The sequence below is a fragment of the Afipia sp. P52-10 genome (assembly GCF_000516555.1).
Lineage (GTDB): Bacteria > Pseudomonadota > Alphaproteobacteria > Rhizobiales > Xanthobacteraceae > P52-10.
The window spans coordinates 2,800,421-2,823,549 of record NZ_AZSJ01000003.1; the positions used below are offsets into that span (position 1 = coordinate 2,800,421).

Below are 23,129 nucleotides of genomic sequence, written 5' to 3' on the forward strand. Positions count from 1 at the left end.
CGGCGGTCGTGTTATGAGCGAGCACGCCGCGGCGGCGATCGCCAGCCGCGCAACGGGCCCGATCATTGGAGATGCCGATGGCACGCGATCCTCTCGTCACCACGCAATGGCTGGCCGACCGCCTCAATGATCCCCGTGTGAAGGTGCTCGACGCCTCGTTCAAGATGCCGGGCGTGCTGCCGTTGCCGAAGGACGATTATCTCGACGAACATATTCCGGGCGCGGTGTTCTTCGATGTCGACGCGGTCTCCGATCATTCCAGTTCGCTGCCGCATATGTTTCCGAGCGCCGAGCAGTTCGGCCGCGATGTCGGCGCGCTTGGCGTCGGCAATGGCGATACCGTCGTGATCTACGATTCCGGTGGCTGGGTTGCAGCCCCGCGCGCATGGTGGATGTTCCTGAGCTTCGGTTACGCCGATGTGTATGTTCTCGATGGCGGTTTGAAGAAGTGGCGAGCCGAGGGCCGTCCCGTCGAGAGTGGCGCCGTCACGCCAAAGCCTGCGACGTTCACGGCGACATTCGACGCCGCTCGTGTTCGGACCATGCAGCAGATGGTGGCCAACGTCGCAAGCGGAACCGAACAGGTGATCGACGCGCGCGCCGCCGATCGCTTCGAGGGACGGGTCGCCGAGCCGCGTCCGGGCCTCCGTTCCGGACACATTCCCGGCAGCCGCAATCTTCCATACGGAAATCTGATCGCGGCGGACGGCACGATGAAGCCGCTCTCGGAGTTGCGGGCGGCCTTCGGCAGCATCGGTGTCGATCTGGCGAAACCGGTGACGACGAGTTGCGGTTCGGGCGTTTCGGCGGCGGTGTTGACGCTGGCGCTTTACCGCCTCGGCATCGATAATCCTGCGCTCTACGACGGCTCGTGGTCGGAATGGGGCGTGCAGGGTGGCCCGGGGATCGCGACCGGTCCGGCAGCTTCCTGATGCGCTGAAGTCCGGCGATCGGCAGCACGGTTATGGCGAAGCGCCGCTGTTAAAACATGACCCGGAAAGTGTGAAGCGGTTTTCCGAAGCGATTATGCTTGAACACTGAGCTAAAGCGCGAAGATGATTCATCCAAACCTCGTCGCGCTTTAGCGCCTGACTGAACGTTGCAGGCGGCGGTCGTCACCAACACGGATGAGATTAATTCGTTCCCGCGACCGGCGGAAAGCCGAACGGATTGCTGGCCGCCGCGGCTGCGGCGTTGGCTCTTGCCTGAGCGATGGCATGCGCCCGCGCGGCGGCAACGCGACGGGCGGCCTGAGTGGCGCGCACGCGCGCCTGCTGCTTTTGTTTTGCGGCGAGTTGCCGGCGATGCGCTTCGCGCGCCGCAGGATCGACGCGTGGGCGGGGAATGCGCACTTCGCGTGCCGGCAGCGGCTTGATGTCGGCGTTCGGCGGCGCCGCAGCTTCGTTGAGTGCGGCGATTATCGCCGGCGGTGGAATCTCGATCATCCGATCATCGACTTTCAGCGTATCGGCAACGGACGATGCTGGCTTTTCGACGCCATCGCTTGCGGCGGTGTCCGCACTGGCGGAAGCTGGCGGCGCAGCTGCGCTCACTGCGATCGGGGCTGCTGGAGCGGCCGGGGAGGGAGGGGCGCCATGCGGCTCCGGCACGAGCGCGGCGAGGGCAACCGGGGCCGAAGTCTGACGCGTTGGGTCTTCGGAGACGGAGGCGGTCTCCTGCGCAGCCGCTTCCGAAGCGGGAGCCGCGCTCGCGCTGCCGTCGTGGGCGGCTTCCGTCGGCGGACCAGGAGGCGGCTGGTCGGACACCACCGCCGTCGTTGACGGTTGCGGCCCTGCTGGCGGCGTTGTTACGAGGGCGGCAGGTCGTGGTTCGTCGGCGCGGGCGGACGCAGGCGCATCCCCGGTGGGTTCAGCGGACACAGTGGCGACGGGTTCGGCCGGCGGCGCCGACGGAGACTGCGCCGTTGTCGTTCGGGCTGGCGGTTCGGTTTCAGGCTCGACCCGCAGCATCGCCAGGGTCGGCGGGGCATGGTTGGCCTGGCCGCTGTCCATACGCGCAATGACCGGCGCTTCGATCGGCTTCCAAAGCGGAGCGCTGGCGATGTTTTCGTGGGCTGAGCGGAGGAAGGCGGCAGCGCCCAGCCCGAAGATCAGCAGGGATACCGACAGCAGCACGATTGCGAAGAGAATCCGGAATCCGGGTAGCATGGGATCAATCAGCCCTTCCTCTTTCGCCGCTTCAGCCTCACGCCAGGAGGGGCAGGTCGGCCGCGCACGCTCGACAACTCGGAACGCAACTGGCCCCGGATGCGATGGGCGCCGATATCGGCACACAGCGAATCAGGCTGAGGCCAGAATACCCCACGGGCCAGCATCCCTAAAAAAAAGATCAAAGCGGCGAACCACTTGACGGTATTTCGCCGCAAAGATGCGTCATTTAGGTCACTCACGCTAAGTTCAGGCCGTGCGCCGGACGTTTTCTTGTTACAGGTCTTGAATGTGCCGCGATCCTGGGGGATCAGCCGTTAACTCTGTTAACCTTATGGTTGCCCACGGACGGTATACCTGACGTTTCATCGAAGGGACGACGATGGCTCAGCGTAAATTTGTGGTTCTTGCGATTTTGGCGACGGTCGGCGTGCTGGAAAGTTCCGGCGCGATCGCCCAGGTTTATGCGCCGTCTTCGTCGCAAGCTTATCCCGCCCAGACGTATTCTTCGGGTTCCCCGAACTATCCGGGGCAGTCAGCGCCCTACGGCAACAACCCGTATTCGCAGCAACCGAATTTCGATGCACTCGACGATGATGACATGCAGCCGCAGAGTTCTGCGGCGCTGCCGTCGCCGGGACCGGTGCTCTCTCCGAATGATCCCCGTTACGGCCGCCCGATGGCGCCGCCGCCGGTGATCTATTCGGACCGTCCGTCCGGTCCGCCGCCCGCGTATTCCGATCGCGGTCAGCAGCAGCCGGGCTATGCCTATCAGGACGGTGCTGCAGTGCGCCCGCCGGAGGGTGTCGGCGGTGCCCCCGGTGCGGCGAATCCATCCCGGCCGGTGACCTTGGCCGCGCTTCCTCCGGAAGATCAGCCTGAGGTCGGCGCGCCGAAGGAGTTGCCGCCGAACCTCAAGCGGCAGGAGGTTTATTACGAGACCAAGGAGCCGCCAGGTACGATCGTCGTCGATACGCCGAACACACACCTTTATCTGGTGCTCGGCGGCAACCGGGCGATCCGTTACGGCGTTCGCGTCGGGCGGGACGGCTTCACCTGGACGGGCGTGCAGAAGATCACCCGCAAGGCCGAGTGGCCGGATTGGCATCCGCCGCCGGAAATGATCGAGCGTCAGCCCTATCTGCCGCGCTTCATGGCCGGCGGTGACGGCAACCCGCTTGGCGCGCGCGCGATGTATCTCGGCTCGACGGTCTACCGCATCCACGGTACCAACCAGCCGTCGACGATCGGCCAGTTTGTCTCGTCCGGCTGCGTTGGCATGCTCAACGAGGACGTGATCGATCTGTTCGATCGAGTGAAGGTCGGAACCCGCGTGGTGGTGCTGCCGGGCGGCAAGCCTGCGGCGCCGGCGATCGCCTCCGCACAGTCTTCGAATGCGGGCTCTCAGGGCGGCCAGCTGAACTACACACCGGTTCAGAACCAAGGCCAGACTCAAGGTGCAGCGCCCGGTCAGCCGCCAGCGTATCGTGGCGATGCGCGCTCGGATGCGACTACGGTGCAGCCGCTGCCGCCGCCGACCACGATCCGCTGAAGCGGCGTCCGATCATCCCGGCCTTAAAGTCCCCGCGAGAGCGGGGACTTTTGTTTTCGGCCGCCTGTTCGCTGCGCGTTAGCCGATCTGCCGGACGGGCTTGCCGTCGAGCCAGCCGAGGATGTCCTCGACCATATCGCTGTAGTAGCGGCGATAGCCTTGCTCGGTCGCGTAGCCGAGATGGGGTGTCAGCACGACGTTGTCGAGTTTGCGGAATGGGTGATCGACCGGCAGCGGCTCTATCGAATACGTATCCAGGCCCGCACCGGCGATGCGTTTCGCACGCAGCGCATCGAGCAGCGCGTCTTCATCGACGATCGGCCCGCGCGCGGTGTTGATCAAGTAGCTCGATGGCTTCATGCGCGCCAGATCCTCGCGGCTGACCAGCCCGCGCGAGCGGGCGCTGAGGATGACGTGGATGCTGATGACATCCGAGGTCGCCATCAATTCCTCTTTTGGCAGATAGCCGACGCCGGCTTCGGCGCAGCGCTCCTTGGTCAGATTCTGGCTCCAGGCGTTGACCGTCATGCCGAGCGCCTTGGCGATGCCGGCGACACGCGTGCCGAGCTTGCCGAGGCCGATGATGCCCATCGTCTTGCCTTCGACATCCTGACCGAGCGTGATCTGCCACTTTTCGCCGGCCTTCATGCGTGCGTTCTCGAAGCCGATCCGGCGCGTCAGTTCGAGCATCAGCCCGATGGCGATGCCGGCGGTCGGATTGCCGAAGCTGCCGGTGCCGCACACGACAATACCTTTCTCCTTGAGCGCCTCCATGTCGAACGAGGCATTGCGCGCGCCCGAGGTCAGGAGCAGTTTCAGCTTCGGCAGCGCCTCGACGATCTCGCGGCGGAACGGCGTGCGCTCGCGCATCGCACAGATGATGTCGAAATCCGCCAGCGCCTTGATGACATTGTCCGGTGCGCCCAGATGGTCGTTGAAGACGGTGATGTCGACCTTGCCTCGGAGCGGTGTCCAGTCCGCTAGGGTGAGAGCGACATTCTGGTAGTCGTCGAGGATCGCGCAGCGCAGGGTCATTGACAGTGGCCTCTTTCTGGGGCGGCGTCGTGATGGATGTGGTGCGTGATGGTGGCGCGCGGTGACAAGCGATGCAAGCGCTCAGATGCCGCCGTCGCAAGGGCGTTCCGTCGGATGGTCCGCATCGCCGTCGATGAAAGCGCGTGCGCCGATCGCCGGGCGTTATCGGAGCTCGGGACCGGAGGCGAGCCTGTCCAGGATGTGGTGAAACGCGCTTATTCAAGCAAGCCGTTGAGCGCTGCCTCTTTGCATGGAGCAGACGTTGAACGATCTGCGCCCGGGATTCCTAGCGCGTCTTGTGCGCCTGCTTGGCGGCGCAGGCGGGGCCAGGGCCGCGCATGTAATGCGCTTCCGGATGGTAGGTATCGAAGAGCGACCGCATGAATTCGCGCAGGGTCGCTTGGATCGCGCGGAAGCCGTCCGTCTTGCGCTGTTTGGGTTGCGCCAGGGGAAGCTGCTTCACCGCTGTTCCGATGCCTGACATGATCCGCTCCGTTGCTCGGGCGATATCGGCAACGGTATGCCGCCAATCATTAAAATGCAGTTCGGACTTGAGTAAACGCTGCAACAATCGCGGATTAACCTTTACAAGCCTGCGTCAGTGTGCCCGAAAGGCCGCATGAGCGGGCCCCAGCCTTGCCCTTTGGGGCGCTCGTCGCTAAATCAGCGGCTCATTTCGGGACAGGGCGTTTGAGGCGCTCTTTGAGGGTTGAAACGGCGCGCGATCCAGCCGTCAGGGCATCCGCCGCTGACGGGGCGCGCGCGAGCATCGGGAACAGGAATGGCGCGCCAGTTCATCTACTTCATGCAGGGTTTGTCGAAGACCTATCCGGGCAACCGGAAGGTGCTCGATAACATCCACCTGTCGTTCTATCCGGACGCGAAGATCGGCGTGCTCGGCGTCAACGGTTCGGGTAAGTCGACGCTGCTGAAGATCATGGCCGGCATCGACAAGGATTATAACGGCGAGGCTTGGGTCGCCCAGGGGGCTCGGGTCGGCTATCTCGAGCAGGAACCGCAGCTCGATCCGGCCAAGAGTGTTCGTGAAAACGTCATGGAGGGCGTCGCCAAGCAGAAAGCGATCCTCGATCGCTATAACGAGCTTGCGACCAACTATTCGGACGAAACCGCCGACGAGATGACCAAGCTGCAGGACGAGATCGAGGCGCAGGGCCTGTGGGATCTCGACAGCAAGGTCGATCAGGCGATGGACGCGCTGCGCTGCCCGCCGGACGACGCCGATGTGACGAAGCTCTCCGGCGGTGAGCGCCGCCGCGTCGCGCTCTGCCGTCTGCTGCTCGATCAGCCGGACCTGCTGCTGCTGGACGAACCGACCAACCATCTCGATGCCGAGTCGGTGTCGTGGTTGGAAGGCCACCTGCGCAATTATCCGGGGGCGATCCTGATCGTCACTCACGATCGCTACTTCCTCGACAACGTCACCGGCTGGATCCTCGAGCTGGATCGCGGCCGTGGCATTCCGTACGAGGGCAACTATTCGTCTTGGCTGATCCAGAAGCAGAAGCGGCTGGAGCAGGAAGGACGCGAGGAAGCCGCGCACCAGCGCACGCTCGCTCGCGAGCAGGAGTGGATCGCATCCTCGCCGCGCGCCCGTCAGGCGAAGTCGAAGGCGCGCTACCAGCGTTACGAGGATCTGCTCAAGCAGGCGAACGAGAAGCAAACACAGACCGCACAGATCATCATTCCGGTGGCCGAGCGGCTCGGCAACAACGTGGTCGATTTCGAAGGCCTGAGCAAAGGTTATGGCGATCGCCTGCTGATTGACGATCTCACCTTCAAGCTGCCGCCGGGCGGCATCGTCGGTGTGATCGGCGCCAACGGTGCCGGCAAGACCACGTTGTTCCGCATGATCACCAAGCAGGAGCAGCCGGACAAGGGCACGATCACTGTCGGCGAGTCGGTACAGCTCGGTTATGTCGACCAGTCGCGCGACGCGCTCGATGCGAAGAAGACGGTCTGGGAGGAGATTTCCGGCGGCAACGACCAGATTTTGCTTGGCAAGCGCGAGGTGAATTCGCGCGGCTACTGTTCGGCGTTCAACTTCAAGGGCGCCGATCAGCAGAAGAAGGTCGGATCGCTGTCAGGCGGTGAGCGCAACCGCGTGCATCTTGCAAAGATGCTGAAGTCGGGAGCCAATGTGCTGCTGCTCGACGAACCGACCAACGACCTCGACGTCGATACGCTGCGGGCGTTGGAGGAGGCGCTGGAGGATTTTGCCGGCTGCGCCGTCATCATCAGCCACGATCGCTGGTTCCTGGACCGTATCGCGACCCATATCCTTGCCTTCGAGGGTGACAGTCATGTCGAGTGGTTCGAGGGCAATTTCCAGGACTACGAGAAGGATAAAATGCGGCGGCTGGGGCAGGACTCGGTCATCCCGCACCGGGTCAAGTACAAGAAGCTGACGCGCTGATGCGCCGCGTCCCTTCCGGCGGCTGACGGCACGCTGCTGGCGTGCTGTGACGCGGCGCTTGGCCGCGTCCGCCGGATTGAGCGTCTCGACCGGGTCATATTTTATCGGCTAGAAAAACGTCTATCGCGATTCCAGCCCTATCAGCCCACCCAGAGACCCTTCATGTCCATGGCTCCCGAAACGCCGCTGCCTCCCAGGGGTGTCAACCTGCGCCCCTTGCCGATGATCATCTTCGGTTCGCGCTGGCTGCAACTGCCGCTCTATGTCGGCCTTATCATCGCTCAGGCCGTCTATGTCGTTCTGTTCCTGAAGGAACTTTATCACCTGATCGGGCATGCGACCACGTTCAGCGAACAGCAGGTGATGCTGGTCGTCCTGGGCCTGATCGATGTGGTGATGATTTCCAATCTGCTGGTGATGGTGATCGTCGGCGGTTATGAGACCTTCGTCTCCCGCCTCAATCTCGAGGGCCATCCGGACGAGCCGGAATGGCTGAGCCATGTGAATGCCAGTGTGCTGAAGATCAAGCTCGCGATGGCCATCATCGGTATCTCCTCGATCCATCTGCTGCGCACGTTCATCGAGGCAAGCAACCTCGGCACCGGCCGCACCAACTACACCGAGACCGGCGTGATGTGGCAGACCGTCATCCACTTCCTGTTCATCCTGTCGGCGATCGGCATCGCCTTCGTCGAACGGATTTCGGCAGGCGCCGAGGCCGCGCACCGCAACGGCCAGCCCGACAACGGTCACGCGGCTCATTGAAACCGCACCGCCCAAGCGCTGCAAGCACGAGCCGCGCCTGGGGCGGTGCCCTGCTGCTTGCGCTGGCAGTGATGACGGGCGGCGCGGTTGCTCCTGCGCATGCGGCGGACGCGGCCTTCGCCCAGTTCGTCGCCTCGCTCTGGGGCGAGGCGCAGCGCGCCGGGGTGTCGCGCACGACGTTCGATGCGGCAACCGCCGGGCTTGAACCGGACTACAAGCTGCCGGATCTCGCGCTGCCAGGGCGGCCGCCATCCTCCGCACCGCAAGCCGAATTTGTGCAGGTGCCGGCGGATTATCTGAAGGAAGCGAGTATCGCGCGGCTGGCCGCGACCGGGCAGCAGATGCGCCAACAGCATCGCGCAACGCTGGACCGCATCGAGCGGCAGTTCGGCGTGCCGGGGTCGATCGTGCTCGCCATCTGGGCGCGCGAGAGCGATTACGGACGCGCGCGCGCCGGTTATGACGCGCTGCGGGTGTTGGCGACCCAGGCCTATGTCGGCCGCCGCAAGGACCAGTTCCGAAACGAGTTCGTCCTCGCTTTGAAGATGATCCAGGATGGCTACGGTACACGGCAGATGCGTTCGTCGTGGGCCGGCGCGATAGGGCTCACGCAACTGCTGCCTTCGGAGTTCTACAAGAACGCGGTCGATTTCGATGGTGACGGCCGGATCGATATCTTTGCCTCGGTGCCTGATGCGCTGGCGATCACCGCCAAGCAGTTGCTCAGCAAGGGGTGGCAGCCGGGCTTGCGCTGGGCCTATGAGGTGCGCGCGCCGGCCAATGTCGATTGCACGCTTGGGGTGCCGGAGATCACCCGGCCGATCGCCGAGTGGCTGCGGGCAGGCTTCGTGCCTGCCCACAACGCGCGGATTTCGGCGCAGGAGCAAGCGCAGTCGGCGTCGCTGTTGCAGCCGGAAGGTATTTACGGTCCGGCGTTCCTGACGACCAAGAACTACTTCGTCATCAAGGAGTACAACTTCTCCGACCTTTATGTGCTGTTCGTCGGCCATCTCGCCGATCGCATCACCAAGCAGCAGCCATTCGAGACGCCATGGTCGGCCACGCAGCAGATGCGTACGGCGGATGTGGAGACGATGCAGAAGCATCTCACCCGGATCGGCCTCTACAAGGATAAGATCGACGGCAAGGCGGGAATGCAGACGCGCGCGGCGCTCGGAGCATTCCAGAAGCAGGCGCGGATCAAGCTCGACTGTTGGCCCACCGCCGATGTCTTGCGGGCGATGACAGGGCGCTGAACAGAGCGGCGACGCCTGCGCACTTTGAACGACGCGCACGGTTTGCGTAATGAACGTGCATCGATGCTTGGGAGGCGAGGCGGGTTCTGATCCGATCAGAACCCGGCATGCTCTCAGAAAAAAACCGGCGGAGGTCCGCCGGGTTTTGATGGGCGATGCTGTCGGCGGATCAATCGCAGACGCGGATATTGCGGAAGCGCCAGGTGAAGCCGTCCCAATATTGCTGGCGTTGGATCGTGCAGACCGGCTCGTCGTAATATTCGACCGGCGCGGGCGCATAGCCCGGCGCGTAATAGCCCGGCGGGTAGGCGTAGGCCGGACGGCTCGCCGCGATGGCGCCGCCGATGAGGGCGCCAGCCGCAAGCCCACCGATCACAGGCCCGATCCCCGGGCCATGATGGTGGTGATAGTATTGAGCTGAGGCATCGCCGGTCGCCGCCAGCGTTCCGGCGCCAGCCAGCAGCATCACGGCGAGTGCGGTGAGAACCTTCTTCATCGAAATCCACCTCTCAGGTGAAGGGTCGCCAGGACCCCGTAGGGAGACACTTATAGCGTGGTCTCCGGATAGCCGCCTAGTCACGTTGCGTGTAGTCACGTTGCATGCCGCTTGGGGCGGAAGTTTGATGTCTGCGTGCCGACGGCCCCTCAAGAACCGGCGGCGGCGCTCAAGAAAAAAGCGCTCCAGCCGGAGCGCTCTTCTCGTTCGGTGATCGTGCTTGCGGCAAGCGTAGCTGAATCAGCAGACCTGCACGCGGCGCGAACGCCAGCCATAGCCGTCCCAGAACCGCTCGCGGGTCCAATAGCAGGACGGGCCGTAGTAGGCCGGAGCGGGCGCGTAGTAGTTCGGTGCATAGTAGCCCGGGGGATAGGCATAGGCCGGACGGCTGGACGCGATGGCGCCGCCAAGAAGCGCGCCTGCTGCTAGACCACCGATCACTCCGGCGGCAACTCGTCCCCCACGGGCCTCGGCAGGTGCCGGGGCGGCTACAGCCGTGACGGCAAGAGCCGCGGCAGTGGCAAGAGCCATCATCGTCTTGGTCATGATCTCACCCTTCCTTACAGGTCCACCAAATATAACGATTCTCGATGGAGAGGTTTCCTGTCTTTTCGCATGGCCGCCTTTAACGCGCGATGAATGCATTTGCCGTGTTCCTGCCATCATTCTGAATCGCGCGCAGGACAGCCAGACCTTAGTGTCCGCAAGCAGCCGTAAGGTTCACGTTCGGGTGAGCCGAACGGCTGAACCGGCAGGAAGCCGGGCGCTGGTCATGTCTCCTCCCAGGGATGCAGAGGATAGGCGCGGGCATGATCGATGGGATTCCCGGCCTGATTGCATTGGTTGATCGGAGTTGCCCGGGTGTTGGCGACGCACAAGGGCTTTCAGCGCCGGGGCCGGGACGGGCGCTCGCGTGTCGTTGGTGGCCATCATCAGCGTGCGCGACCGCATGAGCTGGGCTCCGACGAAAGCGGCGTGTTCGTGGTGCCTCAACGCGGCCGGCGAATGTGCGTGCCTCGCAATCGTCTCGTCTACCCATGCAGGTGATCTGTGTGCGATGTCGGTGAGCATTTGAAAGGTGGAAAGCACTGCTGCGGGAGATGGGCGCTTGCGGAAAGGCTTTCTTTAGAACGAGTCCAGACTTTGAGGCCTTAACCGCTCCAGTTTGGAATACCTTAAAATTGGGCCTTTTCCTTTTGCATCGAGCCGGCCGCCTCAGTAACGAAAGGGCCGTACAGAAGGAAAGTTGCCCTCCTTGATCGTCTGTTCCTGCAACGTTTTGAGCGATGAAGATGTCCGTTGCGCGATGAGCGCCGCGGGGGATTTGCCGCGTACGGCGAAGCAGGTCTATGGCTGCCTCGGCTGCAGCGCAGAGTGCGGCCGCTGCGCCCGCACCATCAACAAGATCATCAAAGAAGCGCTGGGCGCCTGCGCCAAGGAATGTGCCGTTGGCTGCCCGCATGCCGGGCATCATCATTCCGCCGCCACATTTACGGGCCCGCATCTCGATCCGGCCGCCGTCCTTTAACCTCTTGTCCTGTTTATAAAACTCCGCAGCGGCGTTCTGCCGCAACGGAACGCTTGCGGCTCCGCTCGATCTGATTTAGAAACATTCTAAATTGAGTTTCGAAGCGGAATGCACAGGAGCTTTACCCATGAAGGGCGATCCGAAGGTCATCGATTTCCTGAACAAGGCCCTGCGCCATGAGCTGACGGCCATCAACCAGTATTGGCTGCACTACCGCTTGCTAGACAATTGGGGCCTCAAGGATCTCGCCAAGAAGTGGCGCAAGGAGTCCATCGAGGAGATGGAGCATGCCGACAAGCTGGTCGAGCGCATCATCTTCTTCGACGGCTTCCCGAACATGCAGGTGCTCGACCCGTTGCACATCGGCCAGAACGTCAAGGAAATCCTCGATTGCGACCTGAAGGCGGAATACTCCGCCCGTGCCCTGTACGAGAAGGCGGCGACGCACTGTCACAGCGTCAAGGACTACGTCACGCGCGATCTGTTCGAGAAACTGATGAAGGACGAGGAAGGTCACATCGATTTCCTCGAGACGCAGATCGATCTGGTCAAGAAGATCGGCGTCGAGCTCTACTCGCAAAAATACATGGGCGAACTCGAAGACTGAGTTTCGCAAGCTCTTGAAGCGAACACCGGATCAATGCGCGCCTTGATGGCGCGCATTGTCGTTTCTGGATGATGCCGACGTCAGTGCAGAGACACTGTGCCCGTCCGGAAATGCTGCCCGTTTGGCTTGTTCAGCTCGGCAACGCGCGGGTCCTGCAGCAGGATCGCATAGCAGATCGCGAACACGTCGGCGGCGATCGGATGACCGATCACCTCTTCGCGCTTGAGCGCATGGGCCGCCAATGACGTCGGTACGCTGGAGTCTTCCCCATCGACGACAATGAAGCTGAGCGCTTCCCTATCGTTGCGATAGAGCAGGCTGATGACAGAGCGGTCCTCGGCTGTGGCGTCCTCATCGAAGCGACCGAAGATGAAATCGAAGTCGGCGCCTTGTTCGCCGACGTACTCCTTCGTCCAGTACACTGAAAACGCGGCAAGCTCCTTACCGTCACGGCGGGCCATGCCCCACACCTTGCGGCTTACCCGGCCGCAGCATTCGCACGGGCCGCTTTCACTCTCCTCTTCGGCTTCGATCTCGATCGACATCACAACCCCCTGTGGATGAACCGCTACCAAATGCCTTTGCGCCTGAAGCGTCGCTGAATGGTCTGTTGTCAATGTTCTATATTTGTTCTACAGTGTTGTCGTTGCCATGACAAGCAGGGGCTGACCATGATGGCCGATATCTACGTTCTTTCCGATCGTCAGCTGTCCTCAATCGAGGAGTGGCAGCGGGCGATCGCCGCTGAGAGTTTTCCGCTACAGCTCAAGGCCCGCCATTCCCTTGCGGAGCTGCGCGGCTTGCTGCCGGCGGCGTTCGAGCGCAAGGCGTCGGGCTTTACCTGCGACCATTGCAATGCGGGCGATTTGATCGAGGCCATGGCCGACGTCGATTTCGGTCGCTCTTGGCAGTACGCGCTGGCCTTTGGCTTCAGCGGCGATTTCCGTGACGGCGTTAGCGCGTTCGCCGCGGCGGCAGCCTACGCGAAAGCAACTGACGGTGTGCTGTTCGACGGCGAGTCCGGCGAGGTGATGCCGCCGCAGCAGGCTTTGCGCGAGGCTCGGACCATGGCGCGCGATCTGCCCGCGAACGAAGCGTGGCTGCATGGGCTCGCCGCCAGCGCATAGGCCGGATCAAAGGCGGTGGGCGCGCTCCGGGCGGGTGCAGCCGTGACGGCATGGATGTTTCGCCGCTTCCGCATTCCGCGCTAGGCTCGTCTCAATCAACAAAGGGAGGCGGGCGCCGTGACGGACTCTACCCCACACTTCACCTGGGATCATGTGCACTTGCGGTCGCCGGACGTGCCGGCGACGGCCAGCTGGCTGCAAGACAAGCTGGCCGCGGCGACGGTGACTGGGACCAGCGTGACGGCCGATCGCGCCGAACTCATCCTTGCCGGCGTGAAGGTGCTGGTGACCTCGATTCCGACGAACGAGACGGTGCATCCGGCCCCGGCCACGCCGCACCAGGGACTCGATCATTTCGGCCTTGCGGTGCGCGATCTCGACAAGGTGGCTGACCAGTTGAAGGCCAAGGGCGTCGTGTTCACCCGCGGGCCGTTGACGCCGCGTCCGGGCATTCGCATCGCTTTCATCCGGGGACCGCAAGGCATTTCCATCGAGCTTCTGGAGCGCGACGCGAAATACACCTGAAGTCACCTGTCGGTGACGCGCAGGGTGCTGTGCGGAAGATCACAGTCGATAGGCTTGCTGGGTGCGACACTCGCCAGACTGCGCTTTTGAAGACTTGCCGCCAAGGCTTGCATTGCGCGGTCGAAAGGGCCTATGCGCACCGACACGCTTCTGAAGTTGTCCGCAGTTGTTTTCGCCGCGTTATGGATGGTGCCGATGTGGCTCGTCGGCGGCCGTTCGGATCTCGCTGCGCTTGTGATCGTGGTCCTCTGCGGCGCGGTTGTCGGCGCTCTCTGGTACTGGCTCTACGGCAAGTGGTGCCGCTGGTATATCGATCGGCCGTGATCCATCCGTCGCGCCGCTTGCGACATCGGCGTTTGGCGCAAACCCGCATGCCCGTATGAGGTCTGTCGCATCATCGATCGCTCTGATTGAGTGTGCGCATCGCGAACAGGCTTCCGGCACTCGCTCGTGCGCGCCTGGCCGGCAGTTGATAACATTCAGAGGAGACGATCGTGTCGCAAATGGTTTTGGTTGATGTCGCCGACGGCCTGATGACCGTGACGCTGAACAGGCCGGAGCGGAAGAACGCGCTCTCGCAGGAGGCCTATGGTGGCCTTGCCGATGCGGTCGAGCGTGCGGAGAAGGACGATGGCATTCGTGTCGTGCTGCTGCAGTCCGAAGGCGATGTCTTCTGCGCGGGCGCCGATATCGGTGATTTCGCTGCCGCCAATCAGGGCGGCAAGCCCCGCGGGCCGCGCAATTCGACCCGCCTGCTTGCGGCTCTGGATCGGTTGGAAAAGCCGGTGGTCGTAGCCGTGCAGGGGGCTGCGATCGGCATCGGCACCACCATGCTGATGCATTGCGACTTGATCTGCATGGCGGAGGAGGCGAGCTTGCGCACGCCCTTCGTCAATCTGGCGCTGGTGCCGGAGGCCTCGTCCAGCTATCTGATCCCGCAGCGGATCGGCTATTCGCGCGCCTATGCGATGTTCGCTTTGGGCGAAGCTGTGCCGGCCAAGAGTTGCGTCGAGTGGGGGCTGGCGCATGTCTGTGTGCCGCGCGCCAAGCTGCGCGAAACGGCCTTGAATCTTGCGAAAACGCTCGCCGACAAGCCGCTCGGTTCGCTCTGCGCCACCAAGCGGCTGATGCGGCAGCCGGAGGCTGTGAAGGCTGCGGCTGAACGCGAGCGTGGCGTGTTCGAGGAGCGGTTGCTGTCGAAGGAGGCGGGCGAGGCGTTCAAGGCGTTCGCCGAGAAGCGCAAGCCAAACTTCCGCGCGGTGGGGTAGCATTTACGAACGGATGTGAGCCAAAGGCCTGTGCACTTGTGCCGGGCCTTTTCTCTTGAGTCGTATATAGGAATATTTACATAAGAATATATTCTTATTAGATGAGAAGGGATGTTTATGTGACGATATGGCAGGAGGTGAGTCGGGCAAAAGCTGCTCTGCTTCAGATTAAGTTCGATGTTGCTGTTCTCGATCTTAAGTACGCTCTCGCTCGCTACCGGTGGTGAGAGGAGAAAGCAGGCTTTCGCGCGAACCAACCGCGCTGGTTTGCGGGAAATGGGAGGATAAGCGGCAGATGGTCGGGTGGGGCTGGGACCCATATCCCTGGCCTCCCGCTGTTTCGACCGACTATTAGAGGAGGGCATCATTTTATGCCTCGTTCGGTGTTCAATGATTTAAAGTATGATTTTTCGAGAAGTGCAAAGGACGTTTTTGACAAGAGCGTTACGGGACGTTTGTATGCCGGAACGCACCGTACAGTGCTGCGCACGATCTATACAATAATGCTGTCAGGGAGCTCGTTGATCGTTATCTAGAGCGCAGTCGTGTGCGACCCCAGGATATGAGCGCCAGCCAAGCACGCGAGCTAGTCGATGAGGTGAGACGTTCGACCGATCCTCGTATTAGGAACTTCAATCTTCAGATCTATCGACGCGAATTCTCTATTGGATGTGGCGTGGACCCAGAGGGAATGAGTGAGAGAAATGATCGCCGATTTCGATAGATATTACGAGCAGTGTTTTGCCGTTTTTGAGAAGCTCTGGCCGAGAATCGCGCGATTCATGGGCTGTTATGGCCGGGAAGGAACCGTTGGGAGCGGTAATTATGGGGTGCTGGATGATTTTATTTTAATGGCTATCAGCAAGTGCGGCTCGCATCTATCAGCTTGAATTGATGCGCCCGTCCATTGTCCACAGTTTGCAGCCTATCCTGAGCGATTTTCCTGGATGGGAGATTGTCGTGGTCGTGGTTATCGAGCAGCACATCGAAGACTGGCCTGCGATGGGTCTGTACATTCGTCCGGATGTTATCATCGACAACATGCGTCGCGATCTCATTCCAAAGCCATACCGGGACTTCAATTGTGCTGGAAGCATACCAGGAAATGGTGAATGATCGCTCCGTCGGGAACGGCTGATCTTTTTAGTTAGGAAGGAGATTGCATGTGCCGGAACATCAAGACGCTGTTCAATTTCGAACCGCCGGCGACCGATGTGGAGATTCATGCGTCGGCGCTGCAGTTCGTGCGCAAGCTCTCGGGCTTCAACAAACCGTCGCAGGCGAATGCGGAGGCCTTCGATCGCGCAGTCGCCGAGATTTCTGAGGCGGCGCGGCGGCTGCTCGCCTCGCTCCACACGCACGCGCCGGCGCGTGATCGGGCCGTGGAGGCCGAGAAGGCGCGCGAGCGTTCGCGGGCGCGGTTCGGCTGAGAACCTGCGCCGGCGCGTGGGATCACGCCGCGAACCGCCCGCGGTTGCGTTCGGCGAGGATCGGGCGGATCAGGCGGCCGAAGCGTTCGGCTTCCTCGTCATGCAGGTAGCCAGACAGACAAAACGAATGGCAGCCCGCGTCGATGAACTGCTGCAGGGTGTCCGCGCATTGTTCCGGATTGCCGACGACGGCGATGCCCGCACCGGGGCGGACCTTGGTGATGCCGGTCCACAGGTGCGGCAGCAGCAGGTCGCCGTGTTCGCGTGCGAGTTGCTGCACGCGCTGGTTGGCCGCGGAGTTGTTGTAGAGGATCTTCATCTCCTGCTTCTGACGCTCGGTGGCGTTGCGCACCAGCGCGTCGGCTGCCTCCCACGCATCATGTTCGTTCTCACGGCAGATCACCTGCAGTCGCATGCCGAAGCCGATCGCATCCATGCGATCATGCGCCCGCGCCATCTGCCGGATTTCGGCGATGTTGGCCGCGATCCGCTCGGGCAGGTCGCCCCAGAACAGATGCACGTCGGAGTGCTTGGCGGATAGCTCCCACGCCTGGCGCGAGCCGCCGCCGAGATAGAATTTCGGAAACGGCTGCTGCAGTGGCCGCGGGCGGATATGCGCGCCGGCGATGCTATGAAACTGGCCGTGATAGGTCACCGGTCCCCGCGTGGTCCACAGCGCTTTGAGGATCGAGACCTCCTCGTCCATCAGCGCGTAGCGCTGCTCCTTGGCATGGCGAACGCCTTCGGCCTCCACCTCGCTCTCGTTCTGGCCCGCGATCAGGTTGATGCAGATGCGGCCGCCGGACATCTGATCGAAGGTGGAGATCATCTTCGCCAGCAGCACCGGGTTGATATAGCCGGGCCGGGCGGCGATCAGCGGTTTGATGCTCTTGGAGCGCGCGGCCATGAAAGCGCCGGCGATCCAGGCCTCCCAGCAGACCGAGCCGACCGGGATCAGCAGGTATTCGAAGCCGGCCTCTTCCGCGGCCTGGACCACGCGCTCGCACAACTCCGGCGAGCCCGGCACCTGCGCCTCGGCGAGGCCATAGGCCGTCGTGTCGCCATGGGTGGGCAGGTACCAGCCGAATTCGAGCGGCCGCGGTTCGCGCTGATGCATGGGCTTTCCTCGCTGCGTCTTCTTTTGTTTCCGGCGCAGAGTATCGCGCCGCGCCGCTGCGGCCAAATCCACGGCGGTCCATTGTTCCGTGACCAGCGTCACGGTTGGCATGAGAGCCTTGGCGTTAGGGATTGGGCAGCTTCGTAGCCCTGACACGGCGGCGGCTCACGCAGCGTTGACCGTCCTCGGCGCGGGCCGGGATAAGGATGAATGCATGACAAGCGGCAGACCGGCGCTGACAGTGATCGACGGCGGCAGCAAGACCGGACGGATCGCCTTTTCGCTGGTTCACCCGTGCATGCGCGTCGACGTCCCGGTCCGCACGATTCTGGAGATCACGGCGCATGACGCGAAGACGGTCTTCAACGAAGAGGCGCAGGTGGACGAAGCCGTCTTCAGTCCGCGCGTCGATATCTTCTTCAAGGAGCACGTCAAGGAGCAGGTCTATCGGTTGACCCGCGCGATCGTCGGGCAGTCGCTCGACATCGTGGTCGATGGCGAATGCGTCTCACGGCCCTATGTGTTGCAGCCGTTGTGCATCCACGAAGCCGCCATCTGCATTGCCGTCGGCCATGTCGCTGATGCGCGGGCATTGGCCAGGCAACTGCGCAAGGGCTGGAGTTTCACCTATCTGCAGGCGGTGTGCTGAAGAACGACCGTCAGCGGCGCGCTCGTCACGCAGCCTGTTGCGATAAGCGTCGTTCCAGCTCGGCAAAATCCGCGACGAACCAGATGCTTTGGCCGTTGTTCGCCTCATAGACGAAGTCGCACAGCGCCTTGCTGTCGGCAAGCCAACGCGAGATGTCGCCGACAATGGCGAGCCGCAGGTTGTAGTTGACAAACTTCTGCGTCACCTCGCCGGCCAGCCGCGTGGAGAGACGAAAGAAGTCGTCCGTCAGGCGCGTGACGGGAATCGCGATCAGTGCTGCCTGATGCTCCCATGCAGCGCCAATGAAGGTATTGGCGTCCTGCTCGCGCGCCAGTATCTCGCCGGCTGGATCGCAGACGAGAACGCGCAGTGCATGAATGTCGCTAATAGTGTCCGGCATGGATTCCGCATAAGAAAGGGGCGCGCCGTCGAAGCAGCGCACCCCTTCTCAGTATCAAACAAGGCGAATTTACAACACCTTGTTGCTGTCCTTCACCTTCTGCGCGTCGAGATAGACGTTGCCGCCCATCTCCTTGAACTTCTCGCTCATCTGCGCCATGCCGTCCTGGATCGTTCCACTGATCGACATGCCCGCCACCGCGCGTTTGTCCGGATCGTTCAGGGTCGCTGCGTAGTCGCGCACGTCCTGGGTGATCTTCATCGAGCAGAACTTCGGTCCGCACATCGAGCAGAAATGCGCGACCTTGTGCGCCTCCTTCGGCAGCGTCTCGTCGTGGAACGACATCGCCGTGTCCGGGTCGAGCGACAGGTTGAATTGGTCCTGCCAGCGGAATTCGAAACGGGCGCGGGACAGCGCGTCGTCGCGCAGCTGCGCGGCCGGATGGCCCTTGGCGAGGTCGGCCGCGTGCGCCGCGATCTTGTAGGTGATCACGCCGACCTTGACATCGTCGCGGTTCGGCAGGCCGAGGTGCTCCTTCGGTGTCACGTAGCAGAGCATCGCGCAGCCGAACCAGCCGATCATTGCCGCGCCAATGCCGGAGGTGATGTGGTCGTAGCCCGGCGCGATGTCGGTCGTCAGCGGCCCGAGGGTGTAGAACGGCGCTTCGCCACACTCCTTCAGCTGCTTGTCCATGTTGATCTTGATCTTGTGCATCGGCACATGGCCGGGGCCTTCGATCATGACTTGGCAACCCTTCTTCCAGGCGATCTGGGTCAGTTCGCCGAGCGTTTCCAGTTCGGCGAACTGGGCGCGGTCGTTGGCGTCAGCGATCGATCCTGGACGGAGGCCGTCGCCGAGCGAGAACGATACGTCATACTTGCGCATCAGATCGCAGATTTCTTCGAAGTGCGTGTAGAGGAAGCTCTCCTTGTGATGCGCAAGGCACCACTTGGCCATGATCGAGCCACCGCGCGAGACGATGCCGGTGACGCGGTTGGCGGTGAGATGGATGTAGGGCAGGCGCACGCCAGCATGGATGGTGAAGTAGTCGACGCCCTGTTCGCACTGTTCGATCAGCGTATCCTTGTACAGCTCCCAGGTCAGCTTGACCGGATCGCCGTCGCATTTCTCCAGCGCCTGGTAAATCGGCACGGTGCCGATCGGCACCGGCGAGTTGCGCAGGATCCACTCGCGCGTGGTGTGAATGTTGCGGCCGGTCGAGAGATCCATCACCGTGTCGGCGCCCCAGCGGATCGCCCATACCATCTTGTCCACCTCCTCCTCGACCGAAGAGGTGACGGCGGAGTTGCCGATGTTGGCGTTGATCTTCACCAGGAAGTTGCGGCCGATGATCATCGGCTCCAACTCCGCGTGGTTGATGTTGCTCGGGATGATGGCGCGGCCGCGGGCGATCTCGTCGCGCACGAATTCGGGCGTGATAAAGGCCGGCACGCTGGCGCCGAAGCTCTCGCCGTCGGCGAGGGCTGTCTCCGCGCGTTCCAGCATCTTCTTGCGGCCGAGGTTCTCGCGCTCGGCGACGTAGATCATCTCCTTGGTGATGACGCCCGCGCGCGCCCATTCGAGCTGGGTGATCTTGTGGCCGTCGAGACCGCGCAGTGGCGTGTGATAGGCATCGAAAGCGGTCGCCGCATGCGAGGCGCCGACATTGCCGTTGTCTTCAGGCTTGATGGTGCGGCCTTCGTATTCCTCGACGCCGCCGCGCTCGCGCACCCATTGCTGGCGGGTGCGCGGCAGTCCCTTGTTCACATCGATCGCGACATTGTTGTCGGTGTACGGACCGGAGGTGTCGTAGACCGGCAGGTTTGGCTCGCCGGCTGCTTCGCTGAGCATGATCTCGCGCAGAGGCACCTTGAGATCGGGCGCGGCCTCCGGTGTCACGTAGATCTTGCGCGAGGAGGGCAGCGGTCCTGTCGTGATTTCCGGGCGGGTCGGCTTGGTATGGATGTTCATGGTGTCCTCCGTTGACGCCGATGTCTTGCTGTTATTCGGTCCAGTCGGTCTGTCCCGGGAGGCGGCTCGCGCCTCTCAGAATCATGCCGCGTGTTTGAAGGTGCGAAGCCAGGCGTTGACCCGCGCATCGGGGTCCTTCGCCTGGGTGACGTCGCTGACGACGGCGATGGAATCGGCGCCAGCCTCGAAAATCTCCTTGGCCTGCTCAAGCTTGATGCCGCCGATCGCGACCAGCGGAATTTCGCCGACCCGGCGCTTCCATTCGGTGATGCGCGGAATGCCCTGCGGTCCGAAGCGCATGACCTTCAGCGTGGTCGGGAAGATCGGTCCGAGCGCGATGTAGTCCGGCGCATGCTTGAGGGCGGTTTCAAGTTCCGTGTCGTCGTGGGTGGACAGGCCGAGCGTGAGATTGGCGCGGCGGATCGCCTTCACGTCCGCCTGGGCCAGGTCCTCCTGGCCGAGATGCAGGTGTTTGGCGCCCGCGTCGATCGCCGCCTGCCAATAGTCGTTGACGACGAGCTGGGTGCCGGTGCCGTCGGTGATCGCAAGCGCTTCGCGCATCAGCGCGACGGCCTGCGGATAATCGAGATCCTTCGCGCGCAGTTGGACGGTGCCGACGCCGAGCGCGGTCAGGCGCTTGACCCAGGCGATGCTGTCGACGACGGGATAAAAGCGATCAGGATGCTGCATGCCAGAACGGTGTTCCAATGACCGGGGTTGACGGAGAGGCGAAATCGCGCGGCGCCATCAGCCCCGCTTCGAACGCGGAGCGACCGGCTTCGACGGCGAGGCGGAAGGCGTTGGCCATCGCCACCGGATCGGCAGCTTTGGCGACGGCAGTATTGAGCAGCACCGCATCGTAACCAAGCTCGAGCGCTTCGGCGGCATGCGACGGAGCGCCGAGGCCGGCATCGACCACCAGCGTTACGTCCGGCAGCCTCTGCCGCAACAGTCTCAGAGCCTCGCGATTGATGATCCCGCGTGCGCTGCCGATCGGGGCAGCCCAGGGCATGATCACGCGACAGCCGGCGTCGGCGAGCCGCATGGCGACGCCGAGATCTTCCGTGCAGTAAGGATAGACCTCGAAACCATCCTTGATCAGGATGGAGGCGGCTTCGACGAGTCCCACGACATCCGGCTGCAGCGTCTCTTGATCGGCGATCACTTCCAGCTTGATGCGGGCGGTGCCGAACAGCTCGCGGGCGAGCTTCGCGGTCGTGACCGCTTCGCGCACGCTATGGCAGCCTGCGGTGTTCGGCAGGACGGCGACGCCAAGCTCGCGGATCAAGGACCAGAATGCATCGCCGGTCTTGCCGCCTGCCGATTCGCGCCGCACCGATACGGTGACGAGACTTGCGCCGGAGGCTCGGATCGCCTGCTGCATGATCGCCGGCGACGGATAGAGCGCCGTGCCGATCAACAGCCGCGAGGAGAACTGTTCGCCATAGAAAGTGACCATGCATCAGCCTCCTTGTCGGGGCGTGAGAATCTCGATCGCGTCGCCTTCGGCCAGCGTGGTGTCGGCCCAACGGGCGCGCGGCACCACGTCGTGGTTCACCGCGATGGCGAAATGCGTGCCCTCGTAGTCGAGCTCGCCGAGCAGGGCCGCGACATGGGTCGCGGAGATGTCTTTTTGTTCGCCGTTGACGATTACGCGCATTGCATCACCTCGTTGTCGATCGCGCCGTGCTGCAGATAGGTCGCCGTCAGTTCGGCGAGCGCGGGCGCAAGCAGGAAACCGTGTCGATAAAGTCCGTTCACCACGATCCGTTCGCCGTCGATCCGGATGCGCGGCAGGTTGTCGGGGAAAGCGGGGCGCAGGCCGGCACCGATCTCGACGATCCGCGCCTCGGCGAAGGCGGGATGCACTGCATAGGCCGCACTGAGCAGTTCGAGCGCCGAGCGCACGCTCACGCCGTCGTCGTCGGATTCGATCGTCGTTGCGCCGATCATGAAGCGGTTGTCCTGCCGCGGCACGATGTAGAGCGGCCAACGTGGATGGATCAGGCGGACGGGGCGGTTGAGCACGACTTCCGCCGTCTCGACGACGATCATCTCGCCCTTCACCGCGCGAAGATCGCCGAGCGTGTCGCGCGCGGCGATGCCCCGGCAATCGATCGTCAGGCCGTCGGTGACGGTGAGGTTGCGCGCGCTGCCGTAGTGGATCGCAACGCCTGCGTCGGTCAGCCGCTGGTGCAACTGCGGCAACACCTTGCGCGGCTCGACATGACTTTCTTCGGCGAAGAACAGCGCCCGGTCGAACAGGCCCGCAAGCGACGGCTCGAGGTCGGTGATGGCCTCGCGGTCCACTTGCGCGTGCCCCGTGGTGCGCTGAGCGAAACGCTCGAAGTCCGTGCGGTCACGACGATGGGCGACCACGAGCGTTCCGCTCAGCGGGATGTCGGGAAACTCGCGGCGCCAGAGATCGAGCGAATGGGCGCCGAGCCGGGTGATGACGGGTTCGGCCTCCTCGCTCTCGCAGTAGGGCGCCAGCATTCCGCCGGCCCAGTAGCCCGTCGATGTCTTTAAAGAGCGGTCGTCGCGGTCGTACAGCGCGACGCTAAAGCCCGCGCGCGCCAAGGCAAGCGCCTGCCATGAGCCAGCGACACCTGCACCGATAATGCTGATTTGCGCCGATTGGCGCTTTGACACCGCGTTTTGCAACATTCCCGTCCCTTCGCCGGCATAACCCGGATCAGGTTCGAAGGGTCACCACGGTGATCTCGCGATCGTCTCGATCAGCGAACCGATGTGGAATCTCAGCTCCTGCCGGAGCCCCCCTCGGAACAGTGCTTATAATA

28 protein-coding genes and 1 riboswitch are annotated in these 23,129 nt (G+C 62.9%); of the genes, 15 read left to right on the forward strand and 13 right to left on the reverse strand.

Features of this window, described 5'->3' with window-relative positions; all coding sequences use genetic code 11:
- Nucleotides 1-71: 71 nt before the first annotated feature.
- Nucleotides 72-932: a 3-mercaptopyruvate sulfurtransferase gene (sseA, locus tag X566_RS14425; RefSeq protein ID WP_081740194.1), complete on the forward strand. Its 861-nt coding sequence runs from the start codon at nt 72-74 to the stop codon at nt 930-932.
- A gap of 201 nt (nt 933-1,133) precedes the next feature.
- Here sseA and X566_RS23980 read toward each other — a convergent pair whose 3' ends face one another.
- Nucleotides 1,134-2,168, reverse strand: coding sequence for a hypothetical protein (locus X566_RS23980; protein WP_051444112.1), 1,035 nt, complete (start codon nt 2,166-2,168; stop codon nt 1,134-1,136).
- Between the two features lie 382 nt (nt 2,169-2,550).
- Here X566_RS23980 and X566_RS14435 point away from each other — a divergent pair, with 382 nt between their 5' ends.
- On the forward strand, nt 2,551-3,720 hold the full coding sequence (locus tag X566_RS14435; RefSeq protein WP_081740195.1) for a L,D-transpeptidase: 1,170 nt from the start codon (nt 2,551-2,553) through the stop codon (nt 3,718-3,720).
- Between the two features lie 78 nt (nt 3,721-3,798).
- Here the strand turns inward: X566_RS14435 and X566_RS14440 are convergent, their stop codons facing one another.
- Together X566_RS14440 and X566_RS14445 are read right to left on the reverse strand one after the other, a co-directional pair.
- Entirely contained in the window at nt 3,799-4,755 is a 957-nt protein-coding gene (locus tag X566_RS14440; protein ID WP_034467355.1) for a D-2-hydroxyacid dehydrogenase family protein, read from the reverse strand.
- A gap of 286 nt (nt 4,756-5,041) precedes the next feature.
- Nucleotides 5,042-5,239 (reverse strand): hypothetical protein, encoded by a 198-nt coding sequence (locus X566_RS14445; protein WP_034467356.1) that lies wholly within the window; start codon nt 5,237-5,239, stop codon nt 5,042-5,044.
- Between the two features lie 297 nt (nt 5,240-5,536).
- Here X566_RS14445 and ettA point away from each other — a divergent pair, with 297 nt between their 5' ends.
- From ettA to X566_RS14460, 3 genes are all read left to right on the forward strand, one after another.
- Complete coding sequence (ettA, locus tag X566_RS14450) at nt 5,537-7,189, forward strand: energy-dependent translational throttle protein EttA (RefSeq protein ID WP_034467358.1); 1,653 nt, start codon at nt 5,537-5,539, stop codon at nt 7,187-7,189.
- A gap of 162 nt (nt 7,190-7,351) precedes the next feature.
- The gene (locus X566_RS14455) at nt 7,352-7,954 is read left to right on the forward strand and encodes a TIGR00645 family protein (protein ID WP_034467361.1); all 603 of its coding nucleotides are present in this window, start codon (nt 7,352-7,354) and stop codon (nt 7,952-7,954) included.
- Between the two features lie 71 nt (nt 7,955-8,025).
- Entirely contained in the window at nt 8,026-9,210 is a 1,185-nt protein-coding gene (locus tag X566_RS14460) for a lytic murein transglycosylase (RefSeq protein ID WP_051444219.1), read from the forward strand.
- 169 nt (nt 9,211-9,379) lie between these two features.
- Here X566_RS14460 and X566_RS14465 read toward each other — a convergent pair whose 3' ends face one another.
- Together X566_RS14465 and X566_RS14470 are read right to left on the reverse strand one after the other, a co-directional pair.
- Entirely contained in the window at nt 9,380-9,706 is a 327-nt protein-coding gene (locus X566_RS14465; protein WP_034467363.1) for a hypothetical protein, read from the reverse strand.
- Between the two features lie 240 nt (nt 9,707-9,946).
- Entirely contained in the window at nt 9,947-10,252 is a 306-nt protein-coding gene (locus X566_RS14470; RefSeq protein WP_034467365.1) for a hypothetical protein, read from the reverse strand.
- Nucleotides 10,253-10,961: 709 nt separating this feature from the next.
- On the opposite strand from X566_RS14470, the gene X566_RS14475 reads away from it, so the two are divergent.
- Nucleotides 10,962-11,234, forward strand: coding sequence for a bacterioferritin-associated ferredoxin (locus X566_RS14475; RefSeq protein WP_051444113.1), 273 nt, complete (start codon nt 10,962-10,964; stop codon nt 11,232-11,234).
- Nucleotides 11,235-11,361: 127 nt separating this feature from the next.
- Nucleotides 11,362-11,841, forward strand: coding sequence for a bacterioferritin (gene bfr / locus X566_RS14480; protein WP_034467367.1), 480 nt, complete (start codon nt 11,362-11,364; stop codon nt 11,839-11,841).
- A gap of 80 nt (nt 11,842-11,921) precedes the next feature.
- On the opposite strand, the gene X566_RS14485 is transcribed toward bfr, so the two are convergent.
- Nucleotides 11,922-12,386 (reverse strand): hypothetical protein, encoded by a 465-nt coding sequence (locus tag X566_RS14485; RefSeq protein WP_051444114.1) that lies wholly within the window; start codon nt 12,384-12,386, stop codon nt 11,922-11,924.
- Between the two features lie 126 nt (nt 12,387-12,512).
- On the opposite strand from X566_RS14485, the gene X566_RS14490 reads away from it, so the two are divergent.
- From X566_RS14490 to X566_RS14515, 7 genes are all read left to right on the forward strand, one after another.
- Nucleotides 12,513-12,968 (forward strand): hypothetical protein, encoded by a 456-nt coding sequence (locus X566_RS14490; protein WP_051444115.1) that lies wholly within the window; start codon nt 12,513-12,515, stop codon nt 12,966-12,968.
- A gap of 117 nt (nt 12,969-13,085) precedes the next feature.
- Entirely contained in the window at nt 13,086-13,493 is a 408-nt protein-coding gene (locus X566_RS14495; RefSeq protein ID WP_034467370.1) for a VOC family protein, read from the forward strand.
- Nucleotides 13,494-13,625: 132 nt separating this feature from the next.
- On the forward strand, nt 13,626-13,817 hold the full coding sequence (locus tag X566_RS14500) for a hypothetical protein (RefSeq protein WP_034467373.1): 192 nt from the start codon (nt 13,626-13,628) through the stop codon (nt 13,815-13,817).
- Between the two features lie 179 nt (nt 13,818-13,996).
- Nucleotides 13,997-14,761 carry an enoyl-CoA hydratase gene (locus X566_RS14505; RefSeq protein ID WP_152539923.1) on the forward strand — a complete coding sequence of 255 codons (765 nt, stop codon included), beginning with the start codon at nt 13,997-13,999 and terminating at the stop codon, nt 14,759-14,761.
- Nucleotides 14,762-15,465: 704 nt separating this feature from the next.
- On the forward strand, nt 15,466-15,651 hold the full coding sequence (locus X566_RS24735; protein WP_152539877.1) for a hypothetical protein: 186 nt from the start codon (nt 15,466-15,468) through the stop codon (nt 15,649-15,651).
- A 70-nt stretch (nt 15,652-15,721) separates the two neighbouring features.
- Complete coding sequence (locus tag X566_RS25020; RefSeq protein ID WP_160170477.1) at nt 15,722-15,877, forward strand: hypothetical protein; 156 nt, start codon at nt 15,722-15,724, stop codon at nt 15,875-15,877.
- A gap of 47 nt (nt 15,878-15,924) precedes the next feature.
- Nucleotides 15,925-16,191, forward strand: coding sequence for a DUF2277 domain-containing protein (locus X566_RS14515; protein ID WP_034467381.1), 267 nt, complete (start codon nt 15,925-15,927; stop codon nt 16,189-16,191).
- Nucleotides 16,192-16,213: 22 nt separating this feature from the next.
- On the opposite strand, the gene X566_RS14520 is transcribed toward X566_RS14515, so the two are convergent.
- A complete protein-coding gene (locus X566_RS14520; RefSeq protein ID WP_034468786.1) occupies nt 16,214-17,308 on the reverse strand; it encodes an LLM class flavin-dependent oxidoreductase in 1,095 nt (364 codons plus the stop codon).
- 214 nt (nt 17,309-17,522) lie between these two features.
- Between X566_RS14520 and X566_RS14525 the strand changes: the two genes are divergently transcribed.
- On the forward strand, nt 17,523-17,957 hold the full coding sequence (locus X566_RS14525) for a SecDF P1 head subdomain-containing protein (RefSeq protein WP_152539878.1): 435 nt from the start codon (nt 17,523-17,525) through the stop codon (nt 17,955-17,957).
- A 25-nt stretch (nt 17,958-17,982) separates the two neighbouring features.
- Here X566_RS14525 and X566_RS14530 read toward each other — a convergent pair whose 3' ends face one another.
- From X566_RS14530 to X566_RS14555, 6 genes are all read right to left on the reverse strand, one after another.
- Nucleotides 17,983-18,399, reverse strand: coding sequence for a DUF4180 domain-containing protein (locus tag X566_RS14530; RefSeq protein ID WP_244434756.1), 417 nt, complete (start codon nt 18,397-18,399; stop codon nt 17,983-17,985).
- A gap of 27 nt (nt 18,400-18,426) precedes the next feature.
- Nucleotides 18,427-20,328, reverse strand: a complete 1,902-nt coding sequence (thiC, locus tag X566_RS14535) for a phosphomethylpyrimidine synthase ThiC (RefSeq protein WP_034467390.1) — start codon at nt 20,326-20,328, stop codon at nt 18,427-18,429.
- Nucleotides 20,329-20,409: 81 nt separating this feature from the next.
- Nucleotides 20,410-21,018, reverse strand: a complete 609-nt coding sequence (locus X566_RS14540) for a thiamine phosphate synthase (protein WP_034467393.1) — start codon at nt 21,016-21,018, stop codon at nt 20,410-20,412.
- The gene (locus X566_RS14545) at nt 21,005-21,787 is read right to left on the reverse strand and encodes a thiazole synthase (RefSeq protein WP_034467395.1); all 783 of its coding nucleotides are present in this window, start codon (nt 21,785-21,787) and stop codon (nt 21,005-21,007) included. Before X566_RS14545 ends, X566_RS14540 begins: the two co-directional genes overlap by 14 nt.
- Nucleotides 21,788-21,790: 3 nt before the next feature.
- Nucleotides 21,791-21,988 carry a sulfur carrier protein ThiS gene (gene thiS, locus X566_RS14550; RefSeq protein ID WP_034467397.1) on the reverse strand — a complete coding sequence of 66 codons (198 nt, stop codon included), beginning with the start codon at nt 21,986-21,988 and terminating at the stop codon, nt 21,791-21,793.
- Complete coding sequence (locus X566_RS14555; protein WP_034467400.1) at nt 21,979-22,995, reverse strand: FAD-dependent oxidoreductase; 1,017 nt, start codon at nt 22,993-22,995, stop codon at nt 21,979-21,981. The genes thiS and X566_RS14555 overlap by 10 nt, the downstream gene beginning before the upstream one ends.
- A riboswitch (TPP riboswitch) is annotated at nt 22,984-23,120 on the reverse strand. Its footprint overlaps the gene before it by 12 nt.
- Nucleotides 23,121-23,129 lie beyond the last annotated feature (9 nt).